The organism is Enorma massiliensis phI (genome assembly GCF_000311845.1).
In the GTDB taxonomy this organism is placed as follows: domain Bacteria; phylum Actinomycetota; class Coriobacteriia; order Coriobacteriales; family Coriobacteriaceae; genus Enorma; species Enorma massiliensis.
In genome coordinates this window covers 18,691-35,131 of sequence record NZ_HE978574.1, presented here as the reverse complement: position 1 = coordinate 35,131, position 16,441 = coordinate 18,691, and the positions used below count along the sequence as shown (strand labels likewise).

General features: G+C 62.7%; 14 protein-coding genes. 4 read left to right on the top strand and 10 right to left on the bottom strand.

Features of this window, described 5'->3' with window-relative positions; all coding sequences use genetic code 11:
- Positions 1–8: 8 nt before the first annotated feature.
- Complete coding sequence (locus tag HGEM_RS00165; protein WP_019127370.1) at positions 9–1,061, bottom strand: zinc ribbon domain-containing protein; 1,053 nt, start codon at positions 1,059–1,061, stop codon at positions 9–11.
- A 269-nt stretch (positions 1,062–1,330) separates the two neighbouring features.
- On the opposite strand from HGEM_RS00165, the gene HGEM_RS00160 reads away from it, so the two are divergent.
- Entirely contained in the window at positions 1,331–2,890 is a 1,560-nt protein-coding gene (locus HGEM_RS00160; RefSeq protein ID WP_019127369.1) for a hypothetical protein, read from the top strand.
- A gap of 50 nt (positions 2,891–2,940) precedes the next feature.
- On the opposite strand, the gene HGEM_RS00155 is transcribed toward HGEM_RS00160, so the two are convergent.
- The 9 genes from HGEM_RS00155 to HGEM_RS10390 form a co-directional block, all read right to left on the bottom strand.
- A complete protein-coding gene (locus HGEM_RS00155; protein ID WP_035100473.1) occupies positions 2,941–4,305 on the bottom strand; it encodes a zinc-ribbon domain-containing protein in 1,365 nt (454 codons plus the stop codon).
- A 64-nt stretch (positions 4,306–4,369) separates the two neighbouring features.
- The gene (locus tag HGEM_RS00150; protein ID WP_019127368.1) at positions 4,370–5,368 is read right to left on the bottom strand and encodes a hypothetical protein; all 999 of its coding nucleotides are present in this window, start codon (positions 5,366–5,368) and stop codon (positions 4,370–4,372) included.
- 309 nt (positions 5,369–5,677) lie between these two features.
- Positions 5,678–7,933 (bottom strand): zinc ribbon domain-containing protein, encoded by a 2,256-nt coding sequence (locus HGEM_RS00145; protein WP_019127367.1) that lies wholly within the window; start codon positions 7,931–7,933, stop codon positions 5,678–5,680.
- A 47-nt stretch (positions 7,934–7,980) separates the two neighbouring features.
- A complete protein-coding gene (locus HGEM_RS00140; RefSeq protein WP_019127366.1) occupies positions 7,981–8,274 on the bottom strand; it encodes a hypothetical protein in 294 nt (97 codons plus the stop codon).
- An 18-nt stretch (positions 8,275–8,292) separates the two neighbouring features.
- The gene (locus tag HGEM_RS00135; RefSeq protein ID WP_019127365.1) at positions 8,293–8,676 is read right to left on the bottom strand and encodes a lipocalin family protein; all 384 of its coding nucleotides are present in this window, start codon (positions 8,674–8,676) and stop codon (positions 8,293–8,295) included.
- Positions 8,677–8,686: 10 nt separating this feature from the next.
- Complete coding sequence (locus HGEM_RS00130) at positions 8,687–10,495, bottom strand: zinc ribbon domain-containing protein (RefSeq protein ID WP_019127364.1); 1,809 nt, start codon at positions 10,493–10,495, stop codon at positions 8,687–8,689.
- Positions 10,496–10,531: 36 nt separating this feature from the next.
- Positions 10,532–11,038 (bottom strand): zinc ribbon domain-containing protein, encoded by a 507-nt coding sequence (locus HGEM_RS09595; protein WP_051008413.1) that lies wholly within the window; start codon positions 11,036–11,038, stop codon positions 10,532–10,534.
- Positions 11,039–11,105: 67 nt separating this feature from the next.
- A complete protein-coding gene (locus HGEM_RS00120; protein WP_019127363.1) occupies positions 11,106–11,504 on the bottom strand; it encodes a hypothetical protein in 399 nt (132 codons plus the stop codon).
- A gap of 63 nt (positions 11,505–11,567) precedes the next feature.
- Positions 11,568–12,257: a zinc ribbon domain-containing protein gene (locus HGEM_RS10390; protein ID WP_019127362.1), complete on the bottom strand. Its 690-nt coding sequence runs from the start codon at positions 12,255–12,257 to the stop codon at positions 11,568–11,570.
- A 485-nt stretch (positions 12,258–12,742) separates the two neighbouring features.
- Between HGEM_RS10390 and prfA the strand changes: the two genes are divergently transcribed.
- The 3 genes from prfA (at position 12,743) to HGEM_RS00100 (ending at position 16,437) form a co-directional block, all read left to right on the top strand.
- Positions 12,743–13,810, top strand: coding sequence for a peptide chain release factor 1 (gene prfA, locus HGEM_RS00110; RefSeq protein WP_019127361.1), 1,068 nt, complete (start codon positions 12,743–12,745; stop codon positions 13,808–13,810).
- Positions 13,811–14,192: 382 nt separating this feature from the next.
- The gene (locus HGEM_RS00105) at positions 14,193–15,374 is read left to right on the top strand and encodes a methyltransferase (RefSeq protein ID WP_019127360.1); all 1,182 of its coding nucleotides are present in this window, start codon (positions 14,193–14,195) and stop codon (positions 15,372–15,374) included.
- A 274-nt stretch (positions 15,375–15,648) separates the two neighbouring features.
- The gene (locus HGEM_RS00100) at positions 15,649–16,437 is read left to right on the top strand and encodes an L-threonylcarbamoyladenylate synthase (RefSeq protein ID WP_035100471.1); all 789 of its coding nucleotides are present in this window, start codon (positions 15,649–15,651) and stop codon (positions 16,435–16,437) included.
- Positions 16,438–16,441: the final 4 nt, after the last annotated feature.

Below are 16,441 nucleotides of genomic sequence, written 5' to 3'. Positions count from 1 at the left end.
TATGCAACTTATTCAGAGCTGGGCGTGAAGTCTTCCAGCGGCATCCAGTCGAGGTCAAATGATGTCTGGGCTGCGTCGGCGGCGGTGTTGAAGGTGTCGGAATCCGTGGGTCTCGTTGAACCGTCGTCGTTGTAGGAATAGTAGCTGGTGCCAATACGGCTCAGGTGCTGCGCGCTGACCGCGGTGCCGTTTTTCACGGTGTAGAGCTGAACCGAGGCGGAGTCTGCACCGCCGGAGCCGAGAGCGCGCAGGTAGCCGTCGCGGGTTACGTCCCAGGTGACGCGCATGAGCAGCGAGCCGTTCATGAGCGAGGTCGTGGCCGAGCCGTCGGTGGAGAAGGCTCCGATAAGCTTGTATTCGTCGCCGCTGCCGGTGAGCACGCCAATCACGAGGTCGAGCGTTCCATCGTTGCCCAAATCGGTGTAGGCGTACGAAACGGTGCCGCTTGTGAGCTCATCGTATGTGACGCTCACGTTCATGTCTTCCTGCAGGTCAACGATCACGCCGAGGGAGGCAAGATCGTTCAACGTGGACGAGCTGGCATTCGCCCAGTCCTGCGCTTGCGAATCGCGGTACGTGGTGAGCAGGTCGTCGTACATGGCGCGCTGTTCCGCTTCCGCAGCCGCTTGGGCCTCCGCCTCTGCCTCTTGCTGCGCGGCAAGATCGGCCTCGGCATCCTGTTGCGCCTGCTCTTCGAGCTGGGGAAGGATGATGTTCTGGTAGATATACGTTGCGGCGAAAGCCGTCGCAGCGAGCGCGAGGGTAACGAGGACAACGATGAGAAGCATCGGGAGGCGGCGCTTGCTCCGCGTCTGAGCGCGCGATACCTGCGCGGCAAACGTGTCGGCACCGGGTTCTTGGGCGGGCGCCGCATGTTGATCGGTTGCGTTCGTGCTCGAATGGGATGATGCACTGGCGGCAAACGTCGTTTCGGAGCCAGCGGGCGCGTCGGTGCTGCTATGAGAGGCGTCTTGCTCCGTTGCCGTGCCGAGCTTTGCTCCGCATTGCGGGCAGAAGCTCGCATTCTCGCCGATACTCGATCCGCACTGTGGACAATACATCGCGTCTCCTTACCGTGTGTGATGGCTGTGCTGAGCGGACTGGTTTGGCTGCGGCGTGGTGCGCGCGGGAGCACCCTTGTGGGAAGAACCGTCCTTCTGGGCCGGCGCGCTTCCGGGGTCGGTTCGTTCCGGGAGGCGCGCGCCGCACATCACGCAGTAGAGAAGATAGTCATCGTTTTTGGTGCCGCAAATCCTGCATTTCATAACGAACTCCCGGATTGAATCGAAACGCGTTGTATGATTAGGCCGAACGGCGAGGAGGGGAGACGATGAGCGAACTCGATCCGTTTCTGCAGATACGAACGACGCGCGGCCAGGTTCCCTGTCGGTCGGTGCTGCCCATCGTCGACGGGGCTGATGCTAGCGACAAGGATACGGGCGCGTGGCAGGCGTTCCGCTTTGAGCCCCTGCCTGTTGACGAAGCGCGCGCTGCCGCGGCGCCGGACGATTCCGGCGAGCGGTCGAATCACATCACCTTGCTTGAGCTCGCAGAGTGCGTTCGCCACGAGATCGTCGAGCCGGAACCGCCTGCGCAAGATGGCGCCGTCCAAGATGCCGGCGATCCTGCCGATGCGGCGGGGGAGCCATGCGCTCCGCGAGACGTCGAGCGGGTTCATGCGGAAGACCTCTATCGGTTCGCCTGCAAGTACGGCCCCTTGTTCGGGGCGTCTAGCGAGGAGCGCGTGAGCGTCTGGAGCTCGGCTGCCATCCTGGCGGTTCTTGCGACGCGTCTTCAGCAGGTTGCCTCGAAGCTCGAGGGAACGATGAGCGTTGCCGCACTGAACGGTGGGGCCTTCAGCAATATTTCCAAATACCGTCTCACGAACCCGGCAACGAGCACGCAGTTCGATCTCATCGTCATCTCGCGAGCCGTCGACCCGGAATATGCTCGGCATCTGGAAGCCCCCTTCGTGCGCCGCGAAGAGCGCGAGGGGCGCATCAACTACGCCTTCCTCTCGGTGAAGGAGGAGGCCGACGTAGGACCGAATGTCGTGCTGTACCTGCATGTCGTCTCGTTCGAGCATGAGATGAGCCTTCCCGATTACCTTGCGCTGAGCCGTGCTTTCGACTTCGATGCCGGCATCGATGCCCAGGTGTTTCGCTACTTCGATCAGCCTGGCGCCGATGGCGAGGGGCTGCGAAGCACGCGCGATTCCGATGCGTACGGGCTCGCCCAGAATGCGGTGCACACGATGGAGGAGGTGCCCTTCGACGATGCGGATTGCTCGCCCATCGCCTCGCTCGTGCGCCTGCTCGTTGCGGCGCACCTCCAAGAAGCGCGCCTCGACGTGTTCTACGCAGACGAAAAGACCGGCCACCTGCGCTTTCCGAACTACCTCGCCTGGCTTTGGTACGAGTACTCCAGCAGCATCGAAAAGGTGCGCATCGGGTACTGCGGTAACTGCGGCAAGCCGTTCTCGCTTGTGTCCCACCGCGGGCGCGAGCGCCTGTTCTGCAGCGAGAAGTGCAAGAACGAGGCGAAGAACCGCCTGAAGAGCATGCGCACGAAGCGGGCGCGCGAGCTGTTCCAAGGGGACGAGCATTTCAACGGCGGAATTTCCGTCACCGAGATCGCTCGAGAGCTCCAGCGGGAGGACCAGTCGTTCGACGACGCGCTCAAAGAGGTGCGCGGGATCCTCAACAAGTGGCCCAAGCTCAAAAACGAGCTCCACGATTCCATTCGCAATGAGGGATGGGGCACCGAGCTGTTTGCCCGGTGTATGCGCGACGGCCTCGACTGGAGGCGAATCCTTCATAAGCCCTTGCAGGAAGAGCTCCTGAACAACAAGGACGAGATCGTCCAGCGCCTGAGGGAGCGGCTGCTCTAGCGCGCGCCCGTTCCGCGCGCATCTCTTTATGTCGCGAACCGCGAGCATCGCTAGCGCACCGAGACCGATTGCGTGAAGTGCTGGAAGAGGGGGTTGGATGGGTTCGTGAGGCCAACGCCGGGGTTGTTGTTCCATGCTGCGAGGGCGTCGTCGTAGGTGGATGCCCCGAGGGTTTGGAGGTCGACCAGCTCATCCGCTTCACTCTGTGTGTAGAAGTCGCCGGGGTCCGTGCTGTTCGTGTCGAGCGCATACGGTATGAGATAGCAGTAGTTGGGCACACTGGCAATAACGGTGCGCCCGTCACCCAGGTCGCATACCTCAACCGTGGCCTTGCTGATGTCTCCAGCGCTCGTCCGCCCGCCCTCGATCACCTTAAGCGTGCAGAGCTCGTGGTTCGGCTGGTCGTTCGGGGCAATCGTGACGGTATCACCGTCGATCGCCACGCTCACGCGGCCAACCCACTGCTCGGGGATGGAGAAGCTGTAGGACGTGGCGTCGAACGAACCGCTTTCGAGCTGCTCGACGGCTTCGTCTCGCCGCGCGATGGCGGCGTCGCGCAGTTCGTCGGCGTTCTCGCAGCCGCCTTGCACCGCCATATCGTACGCGGCCTCGATCTGGTCGTCGGTGACGTCGGCGGCGTCGATGGGCTCGAGCATGAGCACGTTCTGCGTCTCGAACGTGCCGTCCTCGTGTACGGCACCGCCCAGGCCGCTCGCTGTGGGCGCGGCTACGTCGTAGATGGTGCCATCGGCTGCGATGGGGGAGGCGGGGACTTCGAACACGTAGTCGCCCTGCATGAGTTCGACGCCCGCGCCGTTCTGGTTGGTGAAGAAGAGCTCGTCTACCTCGTTACCCTCGAAGTCCGTGCCCGTCACGTGCAGGGGAATCATCGTTCCCGTGGCGGTATCGAGGCCTTCGCATTGAATGATGAGCTGGATGGGGTACTTCTGGTGGGCTGCTTCATAGGCCGCCTGCTCCTCCGCGGCGATGCGGGCCTCCTCTGCAATGCGCGCCTGCTCGCCCTGCCACCAGATCATGCCGCCTGCTCCTCCGCCGCAGACGAGCGCGGCCGCGATGGCTCCCGCGATGATGGCGGTGCGGTGGCTCTTGCGCTTCGGCTTCTCGGGAGAGGGAGCGGGAGCGGAGGTTGCGGATGCATCGGCCGCAGCGCCCTCGGCGGGCTCAGATTCCGCGGGCTTAGCGTCTGTGGCCTCGGGCTCGGGGCTCGTGGTGGGCATAACGACGGTCTCGGCGACGGATGCTGGGGCGTCAGACGCTTCTGGCTCGGCGCTCATCGTCGGCTCCGGTGCGACCTGGGGCTCGTTCGCGTCGCCTGCCATAGCGAGCGGTGCGCCGCATTGCGCGCAGAACTGGGCATTATCTGGTTGCTTGCTGCCGCATTGAGGGCAAAACATCGCAGCTCCTTTCAAACATGAGGGCGGTCTCAGCGGCGAGTCCGCCCGTCAGCGTTCAGTCAACTTACTTCACGAGCGTGCCGGAGACCGTGCCGTACACCACCTGCGCGTAGCCCATAACATCGAAGCCCGAGGATGGCAGCCAGCTGTTGGACACGATGCTGTTGTTTTCCTGCGAGAGGTAGCCCTCGATGGTCACGTCGCGGTCTTCGGGGCTATCGCCCACGAAATGGAACTGATAAGCATCGGCCACCGCCGTGCCGTCGTTCTGCGCCTGCTCCAGGGAGTCCTCATCGAGCTCGATGGTCTCGAGCGTGCACTGCGCCGTTCCCGAGGCGTAGCTGTTTGCATAGTTCACCGTGAAGGTGCCGTCGGTGGCGTTGAAATTGGAGATCTCGAACGTTGTGAACGAACCTTCGCTCATGGAATCCGAGGTGTAGGAGTATGAGCCGTCGAGTGCGCCCTCTTTGTATGCGATGTTCGAGGAGTTGACGCTCTCGCCCGCGAACGACCAGTAGCTGCCCACGGCATCGTTCACGAACTCGTAGCGGTAGGTCTTATCGAAGCTGATGGTCGCGAACCACGTGTCGATGGTCTGGGTGGTGGTGACCTCGCAGGCGTTGTCGCTCACGAGCTCGCTTTCGGCGTCGCCGAAGTCATGGTCATCATCAAAATCGACGCCGGCAATGGGCGTGGTCTGGCCCTCCTGGACCGAGAACTGGTAGGTATCGTCCTGGAAGGTTCCCGTGACGTCATAAACCGTTTGGAAGCTATCGTTTGCAACGGTCACGGTGCCGCTTGTGCTGGTGACGCCGTCTTCCGTGGTGGGTTCGCTCAGGTCGAACGAGAAGCTGTAGTCGCTCGGTTCCACATGGTCATTGAGCGCCACGCCCTCAAGAAGGTCTGCTTCCTGCTCGGCGAAGGCGTCTTGGAACGCTTGGAGGTCCGGCGCCGATGAACAGGCGGTAAGGGAGAGGGCAAGGAAGCACGAAGCAACGATGCCGAGGATGGCCCATACGAGGCGACGGCCAGGGGAGGTGGGAGCAAAAGCTGAGGTGCTCATGGACGTTCCTTTCTTGTGGCGCAGTGGGGTATGCGAGAGATGGCTTCGGGGTGCAGAAAGCGTTGCTCGAAACCACTTCACGCTGCTGATGTAAGTATAAGAAAATTGATAGCTCTAAAAATAGGTTTTGAAAGGGTTCTAATTTATAAGAAATGGGGGACGGTGGAGGGCGTTCGCAACCGGCCAATACAACGCCCTCCCCAGGGCAAGAGGCTGAACGGCTAGCTTTGGGGAGGGCGGGAAGGGAGTGGCTACGGCAGGAGGCAGAAAGAGGGCGGTAGCTATGGGGAGAATAGCGGCTGCCCGCCGTTACCGCGCGACCTGCGTGCCGCAGTGAGAGCAGAAGCGCACGCCTGGCTCAAGCGCGGAGCCGCAGTTGTAGCAGAACTTCGGGGTGGGTGCCTCGTCGGACGATGCCGCCGGGCTGGTGCTTGCATCGGGCGCGGCTGCCGCCGCGGGAAGCGGTTCTTCGCTGGCCGTTGCATTGGCCTCCGCCGCGCCGGCGTTGCCGTCTGCCTCGACAGTGCCCTCTGCCGCGGGCTCATTGCCCGCGGCGGCATCGGCCGCTGTGGGCGCCTCGGCTTCGTTGTCTACCCGTTCGAAATCTGCCAAGAACGGCGGTTCGACCACGCCGCCCAAGGCATCACGGCAGCGCTCGCAGAGCGCGATGGAAAGCTCCGGGCTCCATCGCTCGGTTGTATCCTGAGCGCCCTCGGGCACCACGGCGAACAGGGTCCGGGCCAGGGCGATGCCGGTTGCCGTGAAGTTATCGATAAAGCCATCCGCCTCCGCGCACGGCGCATAGCCCTCGTTATAGAGGATGCCGAGCGTCATCGTGGCAGTATCGCCGCAGATGAGGGTGCGCATAAAGCAGGTGAGGCAATGCTCGTCGTCGTGCAGGCTGATCTCCAGCACGCGCATGCCGCCGTCGTCCACTTCGTCGCGGGATTCAACGCGTGAGTGCCAACCGTCCTCCCCCATCAGGCGCGGAACATCCTCGTTCGTAAGCGTCTGGATCAGCTTTGCGGAGTCCGGGCGGAAGTGCGGCAGGAACACCTCGAGCACCGTGCTGTAGAGCCGGGGCTCGTTCAACGCGGCATGCGTCTGCCATGCGCCCATGCCATCACAGGCATCGAGCACCGCGTCCTGCGCGTCGAACACCACATCAGAGGTCTTCTCATCGTTAAAATCGCAGGTTGTGAGAAGCTCCACGAAGAAGTGATCGTCCCTGCACACGAGGTCGAGATAGATATCGCAGGCATGAGGGCCAGGTAGGCTCATGCGCACGATACGGCTCTCGAAATCTCCGGTCCGTTGGTCGGTCTTGATGATGTCGGCTTTGACGGGGGCCTGGTAGTGCTTCGAGGCTGCCTCCTCGAGCGCTTCGCCGAGCGTCACGCTGAGCGTCGGCATGTTTACAAACCCGCTGGCAAGGATGGTGGTAAGGTGGTTGAGGTTGGTGGATTCGAAGGCGGGCGAGCAGAGCAGCAAGCTTCCGGTGGGGTAGCGCTCGCTGCAAAGATTGGCCGCCATCGACCGCAGCGCGCCCTCGATGGCATCTGCGACGCGCCCCGCGTACTCCTCGTCCGGAGCGCTCTCGCTCTCAAAAGACTTCGAAAGCGTAAAGATGTGCAGGTGCCCGTCTGCTACGGAGCCGAGGCTGCCTACAACGACCGTCTGCCAGGTTGAGCGGAACACAGCGCCGGAAAGGTAGAAGTACCGTCCGTCGATTGCGAACGGCCCTCTGTAGACGACGCGCGGCTGTCCGTCGAAGCCGCGCTGCTGCCAGCGCTGGTAGATGCTTGCCACGTGCGCATCGGAGCCCTGGCACAGGTCGGTCGACTGTGGGCGAACCCAGCTCTCAACACGATATCCTCGCGGCAGATCCGCTTCGGCATCGAGGCCAGCTTCGACGTCGAACGGCACGTCGTGAGCCGTGAAGGGGTACTTGCCGGAGGGGAAGAATGATGCCGGGTAGTAGCCCTTTAGGCTTCGAGGCATCTCGGCAATAGGGGGAACATCCTCGTCTTCGAGCCATGAGACGCTTTCCGGGTCCACGAACGGCCCGGCAACCGCCTGGTAGACGTTGCCGTACCACAGTTCGTGCCGGGCACGCTCCTCGTTCCAGATGGCGCGCGCATCGGCCAGGATGCCCTCCACGAGCTTTGCGGCGCTGCTCTTTACCTGAGCGAGCGCGCCAGGGTCGCCCAGGCGCTCGGCAAGGTCGTCAAAGCCGCGGAACCCGTCGATCTGCTCGACCGTATCGTTGCCGATGCCATATTCCAAGTCGGCAACGTGCGCCTCCGTAGCCCCGGTGATGAGCTCGATTGCGTCGCCGAATCCGGGAGCGGCGGCGATGTCTTCCGGAACGCCGATGAAGCAGCGCCCAGCTGGATCGCGGGGAACGAGCTCGAATGCGGCATCGGTGCACAGCGCCTCGATGCGCTCAGCGTTCTTGACAGCGAGGTGCTCTACCAGCTGGCTGGCGCAAAGCTGGCGCCATGCCTCGTCGTTGCGGTGGAGGTTGACGTAGGGGAGCGGTAGGAGGAGCGAAACCATGATCATGAGGTGCTTCCTTTCAGCTGCGTGCGGGGCGAGCGCGTGGACCCCCGCTAATTCCAGAACCGGTCAACGAGCCACCAGATGAAGACGAGGAAGATGATGATCGGCAAGGCGATGATGATGGCGAGCCCGACGCCTATGCCCTGGGCAACCTGCTGAGCAAGATCGGGTGCAACGTTTGCGAACAGGAGGAGCGCGACCAGGCCGGCGATGATTTTGCCTGCGAGCGTGCGCCGCACGAAGTCGAAGGCGGCAAAGATGGCATCGATGACAACGGTGAGCGCACTGCCTGCGCGGCTCAGGGCCCCGTCGATCATAGAGATGATTTTACGTGCGTTATCCATAGGTAGTCCTTGCCTCTGTTATTCGGTGATGCGATGGTACGTGTTGCCATAAGGGTCGCTGATGCTGTCTCCGCCAAGGGAGAGCGTGAACACGAGGTCCTCGCCATCGGAAAAGTCCATGACGATCGTTCCGAAGTCGGTTGCCCAGGTGGCCTCCTCGTAATAGATGGTCGATCCGCTGTCGGTGCTCGACGTCTCGACAGACGAGGTGCCATCGGAGTTAAAGGTATAGGTATACGTGATGGATTCGTCGTCCTTTCCGGGCGCGCTCCACGAGCCCGTGATATCGGGGTGGGGGCTGAAGCATCCGCTCAGAACGATGACGAGCAAACAGGCCGCCGCACCGGCCATGACGCGTGCAAAGGCGCGCGGCGCGCGGGCTGTGCCGAGGGAACAAGGCATGGGGAACTCCTTAGTACTTCCTGTAGTTGTAGTAATTCTTCTGGGCCCGTGCAGCGGCGTCGGCCGAGTAATTGGCCTGTTCGCCGGCCCGAGCCTCGGCTTCCTGGGCCCGGCTTGCACGCTCAGCGGCATCGGCCGCCCTCCGGGCATCCAACGCACGCTGCCTGTCAAGCTGGCTTGCCTCTGCGCGCCGCCTGCGGTTCTCTTCAAGATCTGCTTGGGCGATCCTCGTCTGCTCCTCCTGCAAACGGGTCTGTTCTTCCTGCAGACGGGTCTGCTTCGCAGCCTCTTCCCGCTGCGCCTCGCTCGTTTTCTTTAACTCGCTCGTCTGCGCTTCATTTGAGCGCTCGGTGTGAAGCATCATGTATCGCTGGGCGTCGCGCTTCTTAAGCTCGTCCATCCATTCGGCGTCGATGTTCTGCTCGAAGTTCTCGAGCGGGCAGCTTTCGTTGAGGTTCGCGTACACGACATCGATGGACTTGTCGAGCGCGTCGAGCTTGTTCACAAAGCCGTAGGTGAGGGTGCTGAACCTCTCCTGCATGGTGGGGTCGACGGTTTTCTCGGCGCGCTTAATCTCAAGCGCTGCGGCATCGGCGCGTTCCTGCGCAGCCTTGTGTTTGCGTTCCGCTTGCTCGATGAGGCTGCCAAATTCCTTTTTCTTGTCGGCGACGGCCCGTTCGCACGCCTCGTTCTTTGTGGCGGCTTCGGCTGCGCGCTTGCGTTCCGGCCCTCGCTGAAGGAAGATGCCTGCAACGAAGAACCCAATAGCGCCCACGAGCCCGATGATGCGAACGATGGGCAGTGCCGTAACAAGGAATGCGGCATGCAGAATCAGGTAATTGATGAGCGAAAGTGCGAGCGTAAGCACCACGAGGGCCAAGCAAAGCAGCGCATAATGCTTGATGGAATCGCTGATCGGGCGGGAATAGTCCAGCGCGACGCGTTCCCTGGAGAGGCGGTCGATCTCTGCATCGCAGTCGGCTTTGAGCTTTCGGAGCTCCTGAGCCGCTTGGTCGCGCGCGGCTAGTGCGTCGCGGTACTCGTCATTCGCGCGGTCGAGAGCGGCCTCGTCGAACGTTTCCCACATGCGCGTCGCGAGAATCTCGGCATCGTCGAGGAAGGGCTGTTCGTTCTCGTTGAGCCATGCGAAGACGGTGGCGGAGGTTTCGGCGTCGGTGGCAAGGTGCTTTTCGGCAAACGAGCGATACGCGTTAACCCGCGTGAGGTCGTTGAACGCGACCGTTTCGCTGAAGTACGTAGAATCGTGCTCCATGGCATCGATGCGCGATTGCACGTTTTTCGCGGCGGTTTCATCCTCAAGCTTCACCTTTGCCATATGGCTTCTCACAAGCTTGCTTCGCGAGCGAACCAGATTGTTCAGATTGGAGATTTCATTCTGAAGCTTCTTTCGGGCGTGCTCGGACATGGTTTTCGACGGGGTATTGCCGGCTGCCCGCTCCTCGTCGGTGAGGGATGAGGTGTAGGGCTCGATGTCGGCAGGAGTGCTGGGCGAGAGGCTGCGCGCGGCGGCCCTGGCCTCGACGGCCGCCGGGCTCGTGCGCGATGCGCGCGCGGCGTCGCGTTCCGTCTCGCTGCTTTCTGCCACAGCCGCGCCTGTGGATTTGCCACCGAAGCGATTCGCCCACTCCTGTGCGGTGTACTCCTTGCCCTCCCACACGATGATGTCGTTCGCGATGTCCGGATCGACGGTGACGCGATGCCCCCCTGCGGGCTTCGCCTCTGCCGCGGCGGCTCCGCATTGTTCGCAGAATTTCGCCCCCGGTTTGAGCGGGGCTCCGCATGACGTGCAGAAACTCATCTGTTCTCCCTTCCTTGCGTGTGGGTAATCCACGCGTTACCGGTTGATTGCGAACGCTGCGATACGGCCTATGCCTCCCGCCACCGCAATGGCAATGCCGGCGACAAAGAGCATCATGGCGATGATGGTGGGGAGGGAGAGGCCCTCAGGGTGATAGGGGGCGATGACAGCGATCCATGCGATGGCGGCGATGATGATGCCGAAGCCGCCGAGAAGCGTTGCCATGGAGATGTGCTCGAAGTTCTTTCCGGTCATGAGGATGGTGCGGATGTTGCTCGCCGTACCGGACATGGCGGCTGCCGAGGGCTCGGCGCCCTTGGTCTGCGCGCTCGCTTGGGAGGTGGTGAATGCGGGTGCAGGCTGGGAGACGGGGGATGCGGCCACGGGCGCCGTGGGCTTGCTTGCGGGCGCAGGTGCGGTCGGGGTGCTTGCTGGTGCGGTCGGGGTGCTCGCCGGCGCGCTTACGTTGGCAGCGGGTGCGCCGCAGGCGGAGCAAAACTTCGCGTTCGCTTCGAGCGGGGCGCCGCAGGATGAGCAGAACATGGCAAATCCTTTCTTGGAAGATGGATGGTGCGGGGCATACTGTGCACGGGGCTTTACGCGAGCGCCATTACCCCTGGAAGCTGATGAACACTCCAATGAAGCAGAGCACGAAGCTCACGATATACAGCACCCCCGGCCTGCGCTTCCCAAAGAGGAGCGCGTTCTGCACGCGTGCCGCCCAGGGGAAGAGCTTGCCGCCGTCGGGGCGCACGCAGGGCACGAGCTGTGCCGCGCCCTCGCTCAGGACGCGCAGGGCGCAGCGCAGGATAACGAGCACGATTACCGAGAACGCGGCCGAGGTGAGCGCCGCCACGATTGCCCGCAAGATGTCCCAGCCGAAGTGCCAGAGAAACGCGAAGAGCGCGAGGACGAGGATCCATCCAAACGTGGTGAAGTCGTCGACGTAGTGGTAGAGCGTTCCGGACTTGTTGTCGTACTGCTTGACCTTGTGCGTGATGAGTCCCATGGGTGTTTCTCTCTTTTATATAGGTGGGGCGTGTATACGGGTGGGGGTGGGGTGTCTTGGCGGCTAGGCGATGCGGTTGCCGCAGCTGGAGCAGAACTTCGCGCCGGGCGAGAGCGGCGAGCCGCAGTTGCTGCAGAACTTGGGGGCAGTCTTTGCTGCAGCTGCCTGGGGAGCGGTGGGCGCCGGCGCCGCCTGCTTCGGGCGCGGCGTGCCGGGGTGCAGCGGGTCCTCCCACTCGAGCGGCACGTAGCGCTTGCCCGTGCGCCGCTCATAGGTGGGCACGACGAGGGTTTCGAAGAGGTTGCCGAACTTGTTCCTGCACGAACGCACTGATGCGCCCCATGTCGGCACGAACTCGGAGAGCACCTCGTCGTTCATGAAGCGGTCGGCGAGCTCGTTCGCATCGCGCCATGCGTTCGGGCGGTTGCGGCACGTCGCCTCCGCATTCGCGGGACCGATGTCGATGCCATAGCGCGTATCGAGGAAGTGGCAGACCACCGATCGGCGCAGGCGGGCAACGTATGCCTCGAAGCCGGGCTCCTCGTAAGGGTCCTCCGACGCACCCACGACCATGATGCCCTTGTTACCGACGGGGAGGCGCCCGTAGGTGGCCTCGTCTACCATATTGGCTACACGCGTGGCATTGTTGAAGCCGAGGCGGTACATGAGCGCCCAGCAGCAACAGTTCTGCCACACGCCGTCGTCGTTGCTGGTCGACAGTTTTAATCCGGTGTTAAGAAGCTCGATGTTCATACCGTCTTCCTCTCTAGCTCGCAGGTGCTCGCTGGAGTCCGCCACGGCTGGGTGCTTCCCGCAGGGGCCGCAACCTTGCCTCCTGTACAGCTATGAGTATAAGAAGTTCCGCAAACCCCAAATAGAGGTTTTGAAAGAGTACGAAATTTTTTTGAGGGGACGAGGCAAGCGCGGGGAGCGTTGTCTCGCTGTCCGGCAGCGAAGCGCCCGCTGCCCAGAGTTCTCTCTCTATCACTCAATATCATCTTGGTATCACGGCGATGCCGTGTCTTTTCTGCAGGATGCGCAGCTGCCGCTTGCCCTTTTTGGCGCTCTGGGTATGATTAGGTGCCGGAAGAAAGGAAGCGCATGTATCTTCGGTTCGACATGTTCTAGCTGGGCTCATGATTCACCGCGTGCCGCAGGCGCCGCGGTGCCCTTCTGTATGGCCCTGCGCCCCGAATATCGTTTCCGGGCGCCCACTTCCAAAACGCAAAGGAACCATCATGCGCGACAAGCTCGAAAAACTCATCGCTGCCTATGAGGAGCTCGAAAAGAAGCTCTCCGACCCTTCGGTTGTTGCAAATCAAAAGGAATACATGCGTCTTGCCAAGGAGCATGCGCACCAGGCACAGCTCGTGGCGGCGGCCCGTGAGTACCTCGGCGCTCTCGACGACATCGAGGCTGCCAAGGAGATGCAGCGCGAGACCTCGGACGCGGACGAGAAGGCCATGCTCCAGGAGGACATCGCCGCCAACGAGGCCAAGCTTCCGCAGCTTGAGGAAGACATCAAGTTCATGCTCATCCCGGGCGACCCGAACGACGAGAAGAACACCATCGTGGAGATTCGCTCTGCCGCCGGCGGCGACGAGGCGGCCATTTTTGCGGGCGACCTCTTCAAGATGTACCAGCGCTTCTGCGAGTCGCAGGGCTGGAAGCTCGAGGTGCTCGATTCGAGCCCGAGCGACGCGGGCGGCTTCAAGTCGATCGAGTTCAAGGTTTCGGGCGATAAGGTCTACTCCGTCATGAAGTACGAGAGCGGCGTGCACCGCGTGCAGCGCGTTCCCAAGACCGAGAGCCAGGGTCGCATCCAGACTTCGACGGCCACCGTGGCGGTGCTTCCCGAGGCGGACGAGATCGACATCCATATCGACCAGTCCGACCTGCGCATCGATACGTATTGCGCGTCCGGCCCCGGCGGCCAGTGCGTGAACACCACGTATTCGGCCGTGCGCATCACCCACCTGCCCACCAATACCGTGGTGCAGTCGCAGGAGCAGCGCTCGCAGATCCAGAACCGCGAGGTCTGCATGCAGATGCTTCGCGCCCGCCTGTACGAGATGGAGCTCGAGAAGCAGCAGGCCGAGCTGGGTGCCGAGCGCCAGAGTCAGATCGGCCACGGCAACCGCTCGGAGAAGATCCGCACCTATAACCAGCCCCAGGACCGCGTGACCGATCACCGCATCGGCTTTAACAGCACCTACAACGCAGTGCTGCTGGGAGACGGGCTTTCCGGTGTGATCGAGGCGCTCGCCGCCGCCGATCGTGCGGAGAAGCTCGCCGAGGCGGTCTAATTCGTTTGATAGCGGGCTCGTCAGGGTATGGCGGGCCCGTTTTTCATACCGGGGCATTTCCTTGCGCGTTGTGCCATGGTCGATGTGCCCCTGGGCATACACGGCATGTTGCGGATTAAGGCTGTGGAGTTGTCGTGTTGAGTGGCGGGGTTTGCACGGCGGAGCATTGCGCGCGTGGTGCATGATTCGCCTGCCAGAGCAGGGGTGTTTTTGCGGCGTTAAGGTTCAGCAGGTTTTGAGCCGGATTGTTGTCGGCTTCTTGCAGGATGCGCGACAGACCCTCCCGATAGTCTTAGGGCATCGGGTCGTGGACCGCTCGATACCCGTGCGGGGGGCGGCTTTGACGGATGTGCGTGCAAAGAGACGAGGATGGGAGCGAGCTATGCCTGAAGTGGAAGAGAAGGTCTGGACGGTCAGGGATTGCCTCGATTGGACCATGGGCTACCTCAAGCGGAGGGGACAGGATCATCCGAGGCTCTCGGCTGAATGGCTGCTATGTGCCGCGACGGGCTTGGAGCGCATCGATCTGTACACGCATTTCGACAGGCCGCTTTCCCCCGAAGAGCGAACGATTATGCGTACGGGGGTAAAGCGCCGCGCCGATGGCGAGCCGCTGCAGTACATCACCGGGGAGACGTCGTTTCGGGGCCACAGCATACTCTGCGCTCCCGAGGTGCTCATCCCGCGCCCGGAAACGGAGTTCTTGGTCGATCTGGTTTTGACCCACCTTGACGAGCGGGTGATTGGCCACCGGGAAATCGAGCGGCACCGCATCGAGCTTCCTTGGAATGCATCTGTTGAGGCTGCCCGCCAGGCTGAGGTTGCTCGCCAGGCGGAAGCTGCCGCCGCGCGGGAGGCGGAGCGTGCAGGTGAAACGCTGTCCCAGTATGGCGGTGGGAACGAGACCGTCGCGGCGGTTGATGCCGGTGAGGCGGCTACGGGCAGCGCGGTTGCGGGAGAGGGCCCCGATTCTTCTGATGATTCTGCTTGCGAGGCGCATGAGGTTCAGGAGGGTGCAGAGCCACCGGTCAGTGCGCGCGTGCTCGAAGTCGGGTGCGGAACGGGATGCGTTTCGCTCTCGCTCGCCCTGGAGCGCCGCGGGCGCGTTGCATGCGTGGCGACGGATATCAGCCGGCCAGCCATCGACCTCGCGCTCCGGAACCGGGAACGTTGCGGGCTCGCTCCGGATGCGGTGGATATTCGTTTCGGCGACCTGATTTGCCCGGTTGAGGAATCCGAGCGCGGCACCTTCGACGTGCTCGTGTCGAACCCCCCGTACATTCCAACTGCTGTGATGGGCGGCCTTCCGCACGAGGTAAAAGACTACGAGCCGCATCTTGCACTCGATGGTGGGCCTGACGGCCTTGCCATATTCCGGAGGCTTCTCGATGCGGCGCCGTTTGTGCTCAAGCCGGGCGGATTGTTCGCCTGCGAGCTCTTTGAGGGCGCTGTGGAGGACGCCGCCGCATTGTGTCGTGGCGCGGGAATGGTTAACGTTCGTGCGATTGAAGACCTCACGCGTCGGCCGCGCTTCGTATTTGCGGAGATGCCGCCTCGTCTCTAGGGACAAGCGCAATACCGTGCGCCTGCGCCCGGTACCGTGGGGGATGCTGCTTCGCCCGTAGGAGCGAACGGCTTGGGTTGTAACATGTGGGGGCTCCTGCCAGACTGCCCGGCGTGCCACACAGAGCCGACACACTTTGTTCCTTCTGTCGACCGGATTGCCCCGTTTGCGACCTTCTGGCGCGCTGCCGCCGCGATGTTCGCAAGGCCATGAGAGAATACAACGACGCCGCGCACGCGGAGGCCAATCCATTGGGGGAGACGTAGTCGAGGGCATGCAGAGGGTATTGAAGGTGTCGGGTACATCGCCGGAGCAGCATGATGAGGGCATCGTGCGCGCGGCACAGGTGCTGCGGGAGGGCGGCCTCGCGCTCATCCCTACCGAGACGGTGTATGGCCTTGGTGTGGCCGTGGCACCGCTTGCCCAAGATTTAGTCGACGCCGTGAACGAACGTGACGCATGCCGGAACGGCCAGGAAAGCCTCCCTTCGGAAGAGGACGAGCGACCGAGCGTGAACGGCGCTCCGGTTCCGCCGTCTGGCAGTGGGTATCGTCGCATCTTTTCCGTTAAGCACCGTGAGCTTACGCAAACGGTTCCCTGGCTCGTGGGCGGGGTCGATGCGCTCGATCGGTACGGCTATGGAATCGATCCCATAACTCGGGCGCTTGCGGAGGCTTTCTGGCCCGGGGCGCTCACCCTCATCGTGCATGCCCGCGAAAACGTTCCGGTGTATATGCAGGCGGCGGATGGTACGGTCGCCCTGCGCTGTTCGGCGTCTCCTGTCGTCGCAGCCCTTATCAAGGCGTGCGGCTGCCCCCTTGCCACGACGAGCGCGAACACGCATGGTGCCCCTGCTCCCGTTACCTTCGGCGACGTGGAGCCATCGGTGCTCGACGGCGTTGATGTCGCGCTCGATGCGGGCGAGACGCCCTGCCGCGATGCATCGACCATCGTCTCCTGCATCGGCGGCGAGCCCGTCATCATTCGGCAGGGAGCCATCTCGCGCGCGGCGATCGCGCGCGTCGTCACGGCTACCCGGGATTCCATGGCGCAAGAGAAATAGGTTC

Coding starts and splice junctions, on each gene's coding strand:
- HGEM_RS00165 (WP_019127370.1), bottom strand. CDS start 1,061: ATGTATTGTCCACAGTGCGGATCGAGTATCGGCGAGAATGCGAGCTTC.
- HGEM_RS00160 (WP_019127369.1), top strand. CDS start 1,331: ATGAGCGAACTCGATCCGTTTCTGCAGATACGAACGACGCGCGGCCAG.
- HGEM_RS00155 (WP_035100473.1), bottom strand. CDS start 4,305: ATGTTTTGCCCTCAATGCGGCAGCAAGCAACCAGATAATGCCCAGTTC.
- HGEM_RS00150 (WP_019127368.1), bottom strand. CDS start 5,368: ATGAGCACCTCAGCTTTTGCTCCCACCTCCCCTGGCCGTCGCCTCGTA.
- HGEM_RS00145 (WP_019127367.1), bottom strand. CDS start 7,933: ATGATCATGGTTTCGCTCCTCCTACCGCTCCCCTACGTCAACCTCCAC.
- HGEM_RS00140 (WP_019127366.1), bottom strand. CDS start 8,274: ATGGATAACGCACGTAAAATCATCTCTATGATCGACGGGGCCCTGAGC.
- HGEM_RS00135 (WP_019127365.1), bottom strand. CDS start 8,676: ATGCCTTGTTCCCTCGGCACAGCCCGCGCGCCGCGCGCCTTTGCACGC.
- HGEM_RS00130 (WP_019127364.1), bottom strand. CDS start 10,495: ATGAGTTTCTGCACGTCATGCGGAGCCCCGCTCAAACCGGGGGCGAAA.
- HGEM_RS09595 (WP_051008413.1), bottom strand. CDS start 11,038: ATGTTCTGCTCATCCTGCGGCGCCCCGCTCGAAGCGAACGCGAAGTTT.
- HGEM_RS00120 (WP_019127363.1), bottom strand. CDS start 11,504: ATGGGACTCATCACGCACAAGGTCAAGCAGTACGACAACAAGTCCGGA.
- HGEM_RS10390 (WP_019127362.1), bottom strand. CDS start 12,257: ATGAACATCGAGCTTCTTAACACCGGATTAAAACTGTCGACCAGCAAC.
- prfA (WP_019127361.1), top strand. CDS start 12,743: ATGCGCGACAAGCTCGAAAAACTCATCGCTGCCTATGAGGAGCTCGAA.
- HGEM_RS00105 (WP_019127360.1), top strand. CDS start 14,193: ATGCCTGAAGTGGAAGAGAAGGTCTGGACGGTCAGGGATTGCCTCGAT.
- HGEM_RS00100 (WP_035100471.1), top strand. CDS start 15,649: ATGCAGAGGGTATTGAAGGTGTCGGGTACATCGCCGGAGCAGCATGAT.